The sequence below is a fragment of the Streptomyces sp. ISL-12 genome, from assembly GCF_018614415.1.
GTDB lineage: Bacteria > Actinomycetota > Actinomycetes > Streptomycetales > Streptomycetaceae > Streptomyces.
This window is the reverse complement of the sequence record NZ_JAGGOO010000200.1, coordinates 1-12,715: the sequence shown is the minus strand read 5'-3', so window position 1 is coordinate 12,715 and position 12,715 is coordinate 1. Positions and strand designations below refer to the sequence as shown.

General features: G+C 72.3%; 13 protein-coding genes. 3 read left to right on the top strand and 10 right to left on the bottom strand.

What is annotated here, in order from left to right; all coding sequences use genetic code 11:
- Positions 1-26: 26 nt before the first annotated feature.
- The 3 genes from nirD to J7I94_RS37460 are packed head-to-tail and all read right to left on the bottom strand — an operon-like array spanning position 27 to position 4,192.
- Complete coding sequence (nirD, locus tag J7I94_RS37470; RefSeq protein WP_215174786.1) at positions 27-395, bottom strand: nitrite reductase small subunit NirD; 369 nt, start codon at positions 393-395, stop codon at positions 27-29.
- Positions 392-2,977 carry a nitrite reductase large subunit NirB gene (nirB, locus tag J7I94_RS37465; RefSeq protein ID WP_215174784.1) on the bottom strand — a complete coding sequence of 862 codons (2,586 nt, stop codon included), beginning with the start codon at positions 2,975-2,977 and terminating at the stop codon, positions 392-394. The genes nirD and nirB overlap by 4 nt, the downstream gene beginning before the upstream one ends.
- A complete protein-coding gene (locus J7I94_RS37460; RefSeq protein ID WP_215174782.1) occupies positions 2,978-4,192 on the bottom strand; it encodes an NAD(P)/FAD-dependent oxidoreductase in 1,215 nt (404 codons plus the stop codon).
- A 120-nt stretch (positions 4,193-4,312) separates the two neighbouring features.
- Between J7I94_RS37460 and J7I94_RS37455 the strand changes: the two genes are divergently transcribed.
- Positions 4,313-5,095, top strand: a complete 783-nt coding sequence (locus J7I94_RS37455; RefSeq protein ID WP_215174781.1) for a TSUP family transporter — start codon at positions 4,313-4,315, stop codon at positions 5,093-5,095.
- Between the two features lie 10 nt (positions 5,096-5,105).
- Here the strand turns inward: J7I94_RS37455 and J7I94_RS37450 are convergent, their stop codons facing one another.
- Together J7I94_RS37450 and J7I94_RS37445 are read right to left on the bottom strand one after the other, a co-directional pair.
- Positions 5,106-5,732, bottom strand: a complete 627-nt coding sequence (locus J7I94_RS37450) for a class F sortase (protein ID WP_215174779.1) — start codon at positions 5,730-5,732, stop codon at positions 5,106-5,108.
- A gap of 111 nt (positions 5,733-5,843) precedes the next feature.
- Entirely contained in the window at positions 5,844-6,377 is a 534-nt protein-coding gene (locus J7I94_RS37445; protein WP_215174777.1) for a hypothetical protein, read from the bottom strand.
- 238 nt (positions 6,378-6,615) lie between these two features.
- Here J7I94_RS37445 and J7I94_RS37440 point away from each other — a divergent pair, with 238 nt between their 5' ends.
- The gene (locus J7I94_RS37440; protein ID WP_215174774.1) at positions 6,616-7,203 is read left to right on the top strand and encodes an NADPH-dependent FMN reductase; all 588 of its coding nucleotides are present in this window, start codon (positions 6,616-6,618) and stop codon (positions 7,201-7,203) included.
- A 378-nt stretch (positions 7,204-7,581) separates the two neighbouring features.
- On the opposite strand, the gene J7I94_RS37435 is transcribed toward J7I94_RS37440, so the two are convergent.
- The 3 genes from J7I94_RS37435 to J7I94_RS37425 form a co-directional block, all read right to left on the bottom strand.
- On the bottom strand, positions 7,582-7,935 hold the full coding sequence (locus J7I94_RS37435; RefSeq protein ID WP_215174788.1) for a beta/gamma crystallin domain-containing protein: 354 nt from the start codon (positions 7,933-7,935) through the stop codon (positions 7,582-7,584).
- A 125-nt stretch (positions 7,936-8,060) separates the two neighbouring features.
- Positions 8,061-8,267, bottom strand: a complete 207-nt coding sequence (locus tag J7I94_RS37430; RefSeq protein ID WP_215174772.1) for a DUF397 domain-containing protein — start codon at positions 8,265-8,267, stop codon at positions 8,061-8,063.
- A gap of 3 nt (positions 8,268-8,270) precedes the next feature.
- Positions 8,271-9,158, bottom strand: a complete 888-nt coding sequence (locus J7I94_RS37425) for a helix-turn-helix transcriptional regulator (RefSeq protein WP_215174770.1) — start codon at positions 9,156-9,158, stop codon at positions 8,271-8,273.
- Between the two features lie 189 nt (positions 9,159-9,347).
- Here J7I94_RS37425 and J7I94_RS37420 point away from each other — a divergent pair, with 189 nt between their 5' ends.
- Positions 9,348-9,836, top strand: a complete 489-nt coding sequence (locus J7I94_RS37420) for an ATP-binding protein (protein WP_374198501.1) — start codon at positions 9,348-9,350, stop codon at positions 9,834-9,836.
- Here J7I94_RS37420 and J7I94_RS37415 read toward each other — a convergent pair.
- Complete coding sequence (locus J7I94_RS37415; protein WP_215174768.1) at positions 9,799-11,892, bottom strand: molybdopterin oxidoreductase family protein; 2,094 nt, start codon at positions 11,890-11,892, stop codon at positions 9,799-9,801. The genes J7I94_RS37420 and J7I94_RS37415 overlap by 38 nt on opposite strands.
- 97 nt (positions 11,893-11,989) lie before the next feature.
- Complete coding sequence (locus tag J7I94_RS37410; protein WP_215174766.1) at positions 11,990-12,673, bottom strand: vancomycin high temperature exclusion protein; 684 nt, start codon at positions 12,671-12,673, stop codon at positions 11,990-11,992.
- Between the last annotated feature and the right edge of the window lie 42 nt (positions 12,674-12,715).

Below are 12,715 nucleotides of genomic sequence, written 5' to 3'. Positions count from 1 at the left end.
CTGCGTCCTGATCCAAACGACAGGCCCTAGACGGCCGCCGTGACGGCCCGCGCCCGCACCTCGTACGCCGTCACCCGCACCGACTCGTCGTCCAGGCACTGCCCGGTGGCGAGGTCGAAGCGCTGTTTCAGCAGCGGGGAGGCGACGAACGGGCGGCCCCCGTGGGTGCCGGTCAGCCCCCGGGAGAGGACCGCCGCGCCGGTGAACGGGTCGCGGTTGTCGATGGCGTACAGCGTGCCGGTGCGGTCGCGGAAGAGGGCCGCCTGGGTGCCGTCGGGCAGCAGGGCCGCCACGCCCCGGCCGGGGAGCAGCCGGTTCAGGTCGCAGACGGTGAACCAGCCGTCCGTCAGGCGGAGCTGGACCAGCAGGTCGGTGGTCTCGGGGGCCAGGGTCATCGCTGGGAGGTTCCTTCCAGGGGGCGGTGGCCGATGGAGAGCAGCGGCAGGTCGGGCTTCATCTGGTCGCGCTCCGGGACGAAGCCGACGACCGGGTCGGGGGTGTCCGGCGCGTTGACGAAGGACACGAACCGGGCGAGCTTCTCGGGGTCGTTGATGGTCTCGGCCCACTCGTCGCGGTAGCCGGCGACATGGGCGCTCATCAGCGCCTCCAGCTCGTCGCAGATGCCGAGCGAGTCGTGGACGACGACGTCGCGCACGTGGTCCAGGCCGCCGGGGATGCGCTCCAGCCAGGTCGAGGTGCGCTCCAGCCGGTCGGCGGTGCGGATGTAGAACATCAGGAACCGGTCGATCAGGCGGACCAGTTCGGCGTCCGACAGGTCCTGGGCGAGCAGGTCGGCGTGGCGCGGGGTGGCGCCGCCGTTGCCGCCGACGTAGAGGTTCCAGCCGCTGGAGGTGGCGATGACGCCGAAGTCCTTCGACTGGGCCTCGGCGCACTCGCGGGCGCAGCCCGACACCGCCGACTTCAGCTTGTGCGGCGACCGGAGCCCCCGGTACCGCAGCTCCAGGTCGATCGCCATCCGCACCGAGTCCTGCACGCCGTACCGGCACCAGGTCCGCCCCACGCACGACTTCACCGTCCGCAGCGACTTGCCGTACGCGTGCCCGGACTCGAAGCCGGCGTCCACCAGCCGCGCCCAGATCGACGGGAGCTGTTCCACCCGCGCGCCGAACATGTCGATGCGCTGACCGCCGGTGATCTTCGTGTAGAGCCCGAAGTCCCGCGCGATCTCGCCGATCACGATCAGCTTCTCCGGCGCGATCTCCCCGCCGGGGATCCGCGGGACGACGGAGTACGAGCCGTTCTTCTGGAGATTGGCCAGGAAGTGGTCGTTGGTGTCCTGGAGCGCGGCCTGCTCACCGTCGAGGACATAGCCGCTGGCGCCGATCGCCGGGGCGAGGGAGGCGATGATCGAGCCGACCGTCGGCTTGCAGACCTCGCACCCGTCGCCGCCCCGGGCCGCCTCCCGGCCGTACCGGTCGAGGAGTTCCTGGTAGGAGGTGATCCGCAGGGCGAGGACGATCTCGTACAGCTCCTCGCGGGTCTGCCCGAAGCAGCCGCACAGGCCCTTGTCGACCTCGACGCCGCTCGCCTCCAGCTCGGCGGTGACCAGCTGCCCGAGCACCTTCACGCACGAGCCGCAGCCGGTACCGGCCTTGGTGCACTTCTTCACCTCGGGCACCGTCACGCACTGGTGGTCGGTGACCGCGCCCCGGATCGTGCCCTTGGTGACGTTGTGGCAGGAGCAGATCACCGCGTCGTCCGGCAGGGCCGCCGGGCCGAGCTGCGCCGGGGCCCCCGCCCCCGCCGGCAGCACCAGCGACTCCGGCGAGACCGGCGGCACGGATCCGGTGAACGCCTTCAGCGTGCCGTACGCCTCCGCGTCCCCGACCAGGATGCCGCCGAGCAGCGTGCCGTCCCGCCCGATGACCAGCTTCTTGTACAGCCCGGCCCGGGAGTCGGAGTAGACGACGTCCAGGCAGCCGTCGGCCGTGCCGTGCGCGTCGCCGAAGGAGGCCACGTCCACGCCGAGCAGCTTCAGCTTGGTGGACAGGTCGGCGCCGGTGAACGCCGCCTCGTCCTCGGCGATCGTCGCGGCGGCCGTCGCCGCCTGCTCGTACCCGGGCGCGACCAGCCCGTACACCCGCCCGTCGGCTGCCAGCGCGCACTCGCCGATGGCGAAGACATGCGGGTCGGAGACGGTCCGGCACTGCTCGTCGACCGCGATCCCGCCGCGCTCGCCGACCGTCAGCCCGCACTCCCGGGCGAGCTGGTCGCGAGGCCGCACACCAGCGCTGAACACCACGAGATCGGTGGCGAGTTCCGACCCGTCGGACAGCTTCATGCCCCGCACGGCACCTTCACCGTCGGTCACGATCTCCTGCGTCCCCACCCCCGTGTGGACGGACAGCCCCATCTCCTCGATGGTCCGCAGCAGTGCGGCGCCGCCGCCCTCGTCCACCTGTACGGGCATCAGCCGGGGCGCGAACTCCACGATGTGCGAGGTGAGCCCGAGCCCCTTCAGCGCACCCGCCGCCTCCAGGCCCAGCAGCCCGCCGCCCACCACCGCACCGGTCGTCGCGGTCTTCGCGTACTCCTCGATGGCGAGCAGGTCCTCGATCGTGCGGTACACGAAACAGCCGGTGGCGTCCTTGCCGGGGACCGGCGGCACGAAGGGGTACGAGCCGGTGGCCAGCACCAGCACGTCGTACCCGACGACCAGCCCCGACCGGGCCGTCACGGTCTTCGCCTCCCGGTCGACCGCCTCGGCCGGATCACCGACGTACAGCTCGATGCCGTGCTCCTCGATGAACGCCAGGTCGGTCATCGACAGGTCGTCGGGCGTCTTCCCCGAGAAGTACGAGGTGAGGGCGACCCGGTCGTAGGCGGGACGCGGCTCCTCGCACAGGACGACCACGCGGTGCGTGGCGGTCAGGCCGCGCTCGGCGAGCGCTTCGAGGAAGCGCTGGCCGACCATGCCGTGGCCGACGAGCACGATGGTCGACTGATCCGTGGACATTCAGGAGCCTCCGTCGTTGGTGAGCAGGTGGAGCAGGGGGCCGTCGTCGGGGAGCGGCTCTGCTCCCTCCCAGGCGCGGGCGAGGGCGCCGACGGTGCCGAGTTCGCCGACCAGGACCCCGCCGACCAGCCGGTCGTCGCGGACGACGACCTTGCGGTACGTGCCCCGGGTGGCGTCGGCGAGCTGCACGACGTCATCGCCCGGGAGTGCCTCGGTCTCCCCGAACGCGGCGAGGTCGAAGGGGCTGTCCGGCCCGGTCAGGGTGAGCCGGGTCAGCGAGCGGGTGCCGCCGTAGCGGGCGGCCGGGTCACCGGCCAGCGACCGGGCGAGCGCGTCGGCCTGTTCCAGCGCCGGCGCGGCGAGCCCGTACAGCGTGCCGGCGTGCTGCGCGCAGTCGCCGATGGCGCGGATGTGCGGGTCACTGGTCCGCAGCTCGTCGTCGACGACGACGCCTTTACGTACGTCGAGGCCCGCTTCCACCGCCAGACCGGTACGCGGCCGGACCCCGCACGCCAGCACCACCAGATCGGCGTCGAGGGCGTACCCGTCGGCCAGCTCGACCGACCGCACCGCACCGCCGACGCAGCGCACGTCCCGCACCCGGCACTCGGTGTGCACCTCCACCCCCAGGTCCTCCAGGTGCCGGCGCACCAGCCGGGAGGCGCCCGGGTCGAGCTGCCGTTCCATCAGCCGCTCGGACTGCTGGGCCAGCACCACCTGCGCGCCCCGCACCGCGAGCGCCCGCGCGGCGGACACCCCGAGCAGCCCGCCCCCGATCACGACCGCCCGCGCCCCCGGCCGCACCGCCCGCGACAACGCCAGGCAGTCGTCCAGGGTCCGGAACGCGTGCACGCCCCGGGGCAGTTCATGCTCGGGCGTGAACAGTCCACGCAACGGCGGAAGCACGGCATTGGACCCGGTCGCCAGCACCAGCGTGTCGTATGCGATCACCGAACCGTCGGCACAGGCCACGGTCCGCGCGTCCCGGTCGATGCCGGTGACCCGGCCCCGGACCAGCCCGGCGGGCTCCGGCAGCGCGATCACCTCGGCGCCGTACCGTCCGGCCAGCACCTCGGCGAGCAGCACCCGGTTGTACGGCGGGTGCTGCTCCTCGCCGATCAGCAGCGCGGGCACGCCCAGCTCGCCGAGGCGCCGGGTGAGGGTGACACCCGCGAGGCCGGCGCCGATCACCACCACACGCGTATTCGAGGTCATGCCACCGAGCGTGCGGTGCCGGTGTTACCCGGCCGCATCACCTCTGTTTCCCGCGAGGAACGCTGCCCTCAGTGGTAGCGGGACGTGGGTGTGAGGGAACGGCGGGCTATCGTCATGATCATGCCCGACATCACGCTGACCATGATTGTCCTGCTCTGCCTGGCCGCCCTGGCCGCCGGCTGGATCGACGCCGTGGTCGGCGGCGGCGGGCTCCTGCTGCTGCCCGTCCTCCTGCTCGGCCTGCCCGCCGGCACCCCGGCCGCGCACGCGCTGGGCACCAACAAGGCGGTGGCGATCGTAGGCACCACGGGCGCGGCGGTGACGTACGCGCGCAAAGCCCCCGTCGACGTCCGGCTCGCCGTCCGCATCGGCCTGGCGGCCCTGGCCGGCTCCTCCGGCGGGGCGTTCTTCGCGGCCGGCATGAGCACCGAGGTCCTCAAGCCGGTCATCATGGTGGTCCTGCTCGCGGTCGCGGCGTTCGTGATCCTCCGCCCGGCCTTCGGCACCGCCCCCGCCACCGGCCCGGCCACCCGCCGCCAGGTCCTCGCCGCGATCGGCCTCGCCGGCCTCGGCATCGGCTTCTACGACGGCCTGATAGGCCCCGGCACCGGCACCTTCCTCGTCCTGGCGCTCACCGCCGTACTCCACCTCGACCTGGTCACGGCCTCCGCCACCGCCAAGATCGTCAACTGCTGCACCAACGCCGGGGCGCTCGCCACCTTCGCCTGGCAGGGCGCGGTCCTGTGGCAACTGGCCGCCCTGATGGCCGTCTTCAACCTCGCCGGCGGCATGCTCGGCGCGCACACGGCCCTGAAGAAGGGCAGCGGCTTCGTCCGGATCGTGCTGCTGACGGTCGTCTTCGCCCTCGTGGCGAACATGGCGTACGAACAGTGGCTGGCCTGACCTCCACGGCTCACCGGCGACTGCCGGTCAGATGGGCGAAGACGACCACGTTCCCCCGATACCCGGTCCCGCGCGACCAGCCGCCCCCGCACGTGATGACCCGCAACTCGGCCCGCCCGGCACGCCCGTAGACCTTCTCGTCGGGAAAGTCCTCGGCGTCGTACACCTCCACCGCGTGCACGGTGAACACCGCCACCGACCCGTCCCGCCGGTCCACCTCCACCGTGCTGCCCCGCTTCAGCGCGCCGAGCCGGTAGAAGACGGCGGGCCCCCGCGCGGTGTCGACGTGCCCGGCGACGATCGCGGTCCCCGTCTCACCGGGCGTGGTGCCGGCCTCGTACCAGCCGGCGAGGTTGTCGTCCTCGGCGGGCGGCACGTCCAGGCTGCCGCCGGCGGTCAGTCCGAGGCCGGTCAGCGGGGCGCTGACGCGGATCGCGGGGATACGCACACGGTCGGGCGGGGAGGGCGGCAGCGGCGGTACCCCCGGCTCCTGCCGCCCGTGCCCGGCGCGGGCCTCGGCGGCGGAGGGCTGCGGCGGGGGCCCGGCCCCCGCCCCGCCCCACAGCAGCCAGGCCCCCGAGCCGAGGGCGAGGACGGTGACGCCCGCTATGACGGTGTTACCGACCCTGCGGCGCATGACGAGGACCCTTCTCCCTTCGCCCCGGGCCCCCTCCGGGCCGCGAGGGGCGTCGGACCCGGAGGGGGTGGGGAAGTGCGGTACCGGCGGACGGGCGGCGGAGGGTGCCCGTCAGATCCCGTCGCCTCTCGCCCGGCGATGCAGGAGCCAGGTACCGCCCGCGGCGGCGACGGCCAGAGCCGCCACACCGGCCGCGGTCTGCACGGGATCGGGGCCCAACGCGCCACCGACCCCCGTCTTCACGCTCCCCTTCGGATACACCTGAGCCCCCGCCGACAAGGTGACCACCAGATCCCCCGCCACCCGCTTCCCGCTCCCCGCACAGGTGGCGACGATCTCGTACGTCCCCGGCTGCGCACCCGGCGGCACCCGGAACCGGCCGGTCGTCGTCCCGGCCTCGCCGTCCGGCGCCAGCGTGAACGCCCCGGCCCCCACGGCACTGGCGTCCCCGGCCGCCGTACCGCCCTCCCCGCACGCCTCCGTGTCCACCGCCGCCCGGTCGCCCGGCACGACCGAGGCCGGCCGCAGCAGCAGCCCACCGGACGGATCGCCGGGTACGCCGCCGTACGCGGGCCCCGCGACGATCAGGCCGGTACCGGCCGCGGCGAGTGCGGTACCGGTCAGCAGGCGGGCGGTACGTCGCATCAGCAGTACTCCTTCGAGGTGGCCGGCTCGGGCTGTCGGTGACCCCTGCCCCTCCGAGGAAAAAGCCGGCACCTCCACTCCGCTCCCTGACCGAACGTCAGAATTACGGAGAACGGGTGCCTTCGTCTCCCGTTCCAGCAGGTCACGACCACGCCCCGAACGCGGGCCCGCCCAGGTGTGAACGGGTGACGGGTGACCCCTTGACCTCAACCAAACTTGAGCTACCAGGCTGCCCTCCATGAAGACAACGGACGCCCCCCTCCGCACCACCCTCGTCATCGGCAGCAACCGCCACGGCCGCTTCGCCCCCGTCATCGCCGACTGGCTCCTGGACCGCCTCCGGGCCCGCACCGACCTGACCCCGCAGGTCGTCGACGTCGCCACGACGCCCGACCTGCCGACCACCTTCGCCCGCTCCCCCGAGACGGACACCGCACTGGCCTCCATCACCCCGAAACTGGCGTCCGCCGACGCCTTCGTCGTCCTCACCCCCGAGTACAACCACTCCTTCCCGGCGGCCCTGAAGAACCTCATCGACTGGCACTACACGGAATGGCAGGCCAAGCCCGTCGCCCTGGTCACCTACGGCGGCCTGGCCGGCGGCCTGCGCGCCGCCGAGCATCTCCGTCAGGTCTTCGCGGAACTCCACGCCGTGACCGTCCGCGACACGGTCTCCTTCCACCACGCGGGCGCCGCCTTCGACGACGAGGGCCACCTGAAGGACCCGACCGCCCCGGACGCGGCGGCGAAGGTGATGCTGGACCAGCTGACGTGGTGGGGGAGGGCCCTACGGGAGGCGAAGCAACAGCACCCGTACGGCGCCTAGAACGACGACGGCTGTCGAACGAGCGGCCCCTCGACACTCAACGCCAAAGTGTTGACGTTCCTGAGCCGGGACCCTGCCCCCCTCCTCCCCCCCACGGAGAGCCGCTGAGCCGTCCCGGCGTGCCGCCGAGACGCCGACGCGCCTCCCGGACGCCGGGCACGACACAGCCGGCCCGACACCCGCGTGCGTCGGCCCCCGGCCACCTCCACACCGACGTTCACCTCCTGCGCGATGTCATCGGCCGGATCCCGGCGCACGCGCCGCCCCGCTCGTTCCCGGCCGCCGACGCGCCCAGGCCGAGGGCCGCTCACCCGCGGCGGGAATACCGGTGCGGGTGAGCGGCCCTCGGTGCGCGTCACGACGCCTGCGGGACGTTCCTCACAGGATTTCGATGGCGTTGACCTTCGGCGGACGGTTCGGGAAGTTGATCACCGTATTCCGCGCGATCTTCACCACGTCGCCGTTGTTGTCGTAGTACTTCACGTCGTTGTTCCCGGTGGAGATCTTGTCGACCCACCACCCGCCGAAGTTCGTCTTCCCGGCGTTCGCATAACAGTCCACGCTGTCAGTGCCGTTCATGTGGGACCAGATCTTCAGGAACGCCTTGTCGGGGTCGCAGGTGACCTTGTTGATCGCGTGCGCGGTCCCGGTCGGCCCGACCAGTGTGAACGCGGCAGCCGCGGCGACCGCCGTGGCCATGGCCCGCACGACGCTTTTCTTCTTCGAGCTCATGTTCTCTCCCAGAGTCGGATGCAGAACGGTGAATTCCGCTGCCAACTGTCCTGGCCTCCTCGGCGCGAGAACAAGACGTGCCGGGTCATACCACCCCTTCGGGTGGAGCACTGAAAGGAGAGGAATCATCCGGACTCCGAGTCGAGCTCCATGCCGCCTTCGCCAACCGCCGCCTGGAACAACACCCAGGCGGCCGGGCGGAGTCGAAGCGCGGCGCCGTCGGGGTCCTTCGAGTCCCGTACGGCGACGGTCATCGGCACGTTGGTGGCGACTTCGACGCACTCCGCCTCGGGATCGCTGTAGCTCGACTTGCGGAAGGCGGGCTCGGGCACGGCTCAGAGATCCTTCCGGAGACGGTGAAGGAACGCGACGGACGCTCGCTGGTCGAGGGACCGTTCGGCGATCAACTCGAACAGCTCATCGTAAGCGGCGGCTTCGCGGCCACCCTCCACCCACCTCTGTGCGAAGGGAGCCTCGACGTACACAACGTCCATAGCGCCGGGTTCGGCGAACGAGATGATGTTGAACGGCCCGTTCAGGCCGAAGTGCGTGCCCGCGTCGAACGGGAAGACCTGGACGGTGATGTTGGGCTGGTCGGCCGTCCGGCAGAGGTGATCGAGCTGGCCACGAGCCGTCTCCCGGTCGCCGGGCAAGTTGCGCAGCGTCGCTTCGTAGATCACCGCGCGGAACGTGAGCGGCGCGTCGCCGTACAGGCGCTGTTGTCGTGCTGTGCGGGCCCGGACGAAGTCCTCGTCGGACTGCTTCTTCATTGCTGCGGAGGAGATCCCGGTGCTCCTCAGCGCCCTCACGTAGTCGGCCGTCTGGAGCAGACCGGGGATGAAGGACGGCTGCCACGCCCTGATCATCGTCGCCGCGTTCTCCAGTGCGACGTACTCCTGCATGACCCCAGGGATCTTGTGGTCGTCCCACCAGCCCTTGGCCTTGCGGCGCTCGCGATCGACTCTGGCGAGCTCCAGCAACCCGCCGATGACGCGGGGGTCATGGACGCCGTACGTCTCGCACAGGGCACGGATGTCCGGGTCGCGTACGGGTACCCAGCCGGCCTCCAGCTTGGCCACCTTCGCAGTGGAGGCGGAGAGAGCCTTGGCGGCCTGCGGCTGGGTGAGGCCCGCAGCCGTACGCAGGGCGAGGAGCTCCGCTCCCAGTCTGCGGCCCAGAACGCTGGAGGTGCTGTTGCCCTGACGAGCCTGGCTAGCTGTCACCAACGGGTTACTCCTTCGCGGTTGTGCGGGGTCAGTCTGGGTCCGCGGAGGAGCCGCACGCAACACGATCGGTGGATATCTACCGGGAAGACATTGAACGAGAGTTGGCGCGTCGCTACCGTCCGGAACGGAGCGTGCACAGAAAGACGCCGCCTGGCTTCAGTCGGCGTCTCCAACCCCCGCCCGGAGGTGAGCGGATTGACCGCCCCCGAAGAACGACCCCTCCAGTACGACCGCCTCGACTACACCCCTCTCCCCAAGAGCGTCGCCCTCGCCCGCCACCGCGCGCAGCGCCTCGTCACCGAATGGGGTCACGCCGGCCTCGCCCCGGACGCCGCCCTCCTCGTCTCAGAACTGGGCGGCAACGCCGTACTGCACGGCTGTCTCCGTGACCGCCTCTTCCGCGTCGAACTCGCCCTGTTCGCCCGCCGTCTCCGCATCGACGTCTCCGACCCGAGGGGCGAACTGCTGCCGCGCCCCCGAGACGTCCCCGAGGACGAGACCTCCGGACGCGGCCTGCTCATCGTGGCGGCACTCGCCGACCGCTGGGGCACCATGACGCGGACCGTCGGCAAAAGCGTCTGGTGCGAGCTGGACGTCCCGCCCCCTACCGCACCGCGCCCTACCGAGCCGCCACGCCCTACCGCACCGCCTCCACCCGCACCGCACACACCTTGAACTCCGGCATCCGCGACGTCGGATCCATCGCCGGATTGGTCAGCACATTCGCACGCCCCTCACCCGGCCAGTGGAACGGCATGAACACCGTGTCCGGACGGATACCGGTCGTGATCCGGGCCGGGGCCACCGCCCGCCCCCGCCGCGACACGACCGCCACCGGGTCGCCCTCCGCCGCCCCCAGCCGCGCCGCCAGCCGGGGATGCAGCTCGACGAACGGCCCAGGCGCCGCCGCGTTCAGCTCGTCCACCCGCCGGGTCTGGGCGCCCGACTGGTACTGCGCCACCACCCGCCCGGTGGTCAGCAGCACCGGGTACTCCTCGTCCGTCTCCTCCGCCGCGGGCCGGTGCGCGACCGGCACGAACCGCGCCCGCCCGTCCTCCGTGGCGAACCGGTCGAGAAAAAGGCGCGGGGTGCCGGGGTGAACCTCGGCGTCCCCGGCCGGACACGGCCAGAACACCCCACCCTCCTCCGCCAACCGCCCGTAACTGATCCCGGAGTAGTCCGCGACCCCGCCCGCACTCGCCCGCCGCAGTTCCTCGAACACCTCCTGCGGATCGGCCGGGAACCCCTTCTCCACCCCCAGCCGGTCGGCCAGCTCGTGCAGCACCTCCAGGTCGCTGCGGACCCCGTCCGGCGGCGTGATCGCCCGGCGCCGCAGCAGCACCCGCCCCTCCAGACTGGTCGTCGTCCCCGTCTCCTCCGCCCACTGCGTCACCGGCAGCACCACGTCCGCCAGTTCCGCCGTCTCCGACAGCACCACGTCGCACACCGCCAGGAAGTCCAACGACCGCAACCGCGACTCCACATGGGCCGCCCGCGGCGCCGACACGACCGGGTTGGACCCCATGAGCAACAGCGACCGCACATCCCTCCCCAGCGCGTCCAGCAACTCGTACGCGCTGCGCCCCGGCCCCGGCAGCGACTCCGGATCCACCCCCCACACCTCGGCCACATGCCGCCGCGCCGCCGGATCGGTCAGCTTCCGGTAGCCGGGCAACTGGTCGGCCTTCTGCCCGTGTTCGCGCCCGCCCTGCCCGTTGCCCTGCCCGGTCAGACAGCCGTACCCGGAGTACGGCCGCCCGGCCCGCCCGGTAGCCAGGCACAGGTTGATCCACGCGCCCACCGTGTCCGTGCCCTTGGACTGCTGCTCGGGCCCGCGCGCGGTCAGCACCATCGCCGCCTGAGGCGCGCAGAACATCCGCACGGCCTCCCGCAGCTCCGGCACCGGAACCCCGGTGATCCGCTCCACGTACTCCGGCCAGTGCGCCATCGCCGCCGCCCGCGCCTCCTCCCAGCCGGAGGTCCGCTCGGCCACGTACGCCTCGTCGACCCGCCCCTCCGCCACCACCAGGTGCAGCAGGCCCAGCGCCAGCGCCAGATCCGTACCCGGCCGGGGCGCCAGGTGCAGGTCGGCCTGCTCGGCCGTCTTCGTGCGGCGCGGATCGACGACGATCAGCGTGCCGCCGTTCTCCTTCAGCTCGCGGAAGAAGCGCAGCGACGGCGGCATGGTCTCGGCCGGATTCGAACCGACCAGGATCACACAGCCCGTCCGCGGAATGTCCTCCAGCGGAAACGGCAGCCCCCGGTCAAGCCCGAACGCCTTCGTACCGGCCGCCGCCGCCGACGACATGCAGAACCGCCCGTTGTAGTCGATCTGCGAGGTCCCCAGCACGACCCGCGCGAACTTCCCCAGCGCGTACGCCTTCTCGTTGGTCAGCCCGCCCCCGCCGAGCACCCCGAGCGCGTCCGCGCCGTGCTCCGCGCGAATCGACCCGAGCGCCCCGGCGATCCGGTCCAGCGCCTCGTCCCACCCCGCCTCGACCAGCGTCCCGTCCGCCGCCCGCACCAGCGGCGACGTCAGCCGCACCCGCGAGGACAGCACCGCCGGCGCGGTCCGCCCCTTGCCGCACAGCGCACCCCGGTTCACCGGGAAGTCCACCCGCTCGGAGACCTCCACGGTCCCGTCGGCGGCCGGCGTCAGATTCATCCCGCACTGCAGGGCGCAGTACGGGCAGTGCGTCGGCGTGGGTGTCGGCGTCGCGATGTTCTGCATGTCACCCACAGTGCGGCGCGCGTGTTACGCGGCCCGGCGGCTCCCTGTTACGCGGCCGGGACGGCGACCTCCCCGCCACCCCGGCCCCGCCGTGAGGTCAGCGGCCGGCGGCCTCCAGCGCCCGCCGCACCCCCGGCTCCTTCGGCCCGAGGAAGTGCGGGTCGGGCTCGAACACCACGTCCAGCGCCGCCTTCCCCGCCGCGAAGATCTCCCGTACGGCCCCGTAGTACCAGGTCAGGTCGTGCCTGTCCGCCGCCCCGACGCCGTACGACGTCACCCCCGCCGCCTCGCACAGCGCCACCGCCCGCCGGAGGTGGAAGCCCTGGCTGATGAGAACGGCCCGGTCGACCCCGAAGATCTTCTTCGCGCGCACGCAGGAGTCCCAGGTGTCGAACCCCGCGTAGTCGCTGACGATCCGCGCGTCGGGCACCCCGTGCCGGACCAGGTACGTCCGCATGGCGTCCGGCTCGTCGTACTCCGCACGGCTGTTGTCCCCGGTGACCAGGACCACCTCGATCCGGCCCGCCCGGTACAGCTCGGCCGCCGTGTCCAGCCGGTGCGCCAGGTACGGCGACGGCTCGTCGTCCCACAGCCCGGCGCCGAAGACGACGGCCACGCCGGTGCGGGGCACGTCGTCCACGGCACGCAGCCGGTCGTCCGTCACCAGGCGCAGCCACGCCCCTGGCAGCAGCGCCAGTACACACACCACCACCACGGCCTGCGTCAGCCGCCGCCACCCGGCCCGGGTACGCGGCAGCCGCGGTCGCCACCGTCTGTGCATCGGGCTCCCTCCCAAGACGACCCATGACGGCCCTCACGGTCC

Coding starts and splice junctions, on each gene's coding strand:
- nirD (WP_215174786.1), bottom strand. CDS start 395: ATGACCCTGGCCCCCGAGACCACCGACCTGCTGGTCCAGCTCCGCCTG.
- nirB (WP_215174784.1), bottom strand. CDS start 2,977: ATGTCCACGGATCAGTCGACCATCGTGCTCGTCGGCCACGGCATGGTC.
- J7I94_RS37460 (WP_215174782.1), bottom strand. CDS start 4,192: ATGACCTCGAATACGCGTGTGGTGGTGATCGGCGCCGGCCTCGCGGGT.
- J7I94_RS37455 (WP_215174781.1), top strand. CDS start 4,313: ATGCCCGACATCACGCTGACCATGATTGTCCTGCTCTGCCTGGCCGCC.
- J7I94_RS37450 (WP_215174779.1), bottom strand. CDS start 5,732: ATGCGCCGCAGGGTCGGTAACACCGTCATAGCGGGCGTCACCGTCCTC.
- J7I94_RS37445 (WP_215174777.1), bottom strand. CDS start 6,377: ATGCGACGTACCGCCCGCCTGCTGACCGGTACCGCACTCGCCGCGGCC.
- J7I94_RS37440 (WP_215174774.1), top strand. CDS start 6,616: ATGAAGACAACGGACGCCCCCCTCCGCACCACCCTCGTCATCGGCAGC.
- J7I94_RS37435 (WP_215174788.1), bottom strand. CDS start 7,935: ATGAGCTCGAAGAAGAAAAGCGTCGTGCGGGCCATGGCCACGGCGGTC.
- J7I94_RS37415 (WP_215174768.1), bottom strand. CDS start 11,892: ATGCAGAACATCGCGACGCCGACACCCACGCCGACGCACTGCCCGTAC.
- J7I94_RS37410 (WP_215174766.1), bottom strand. CDS start 12,673: ATGCACAGACGGTGGCGACCGCGGCTGCCGCGTACCCGGGCCGGGTGG.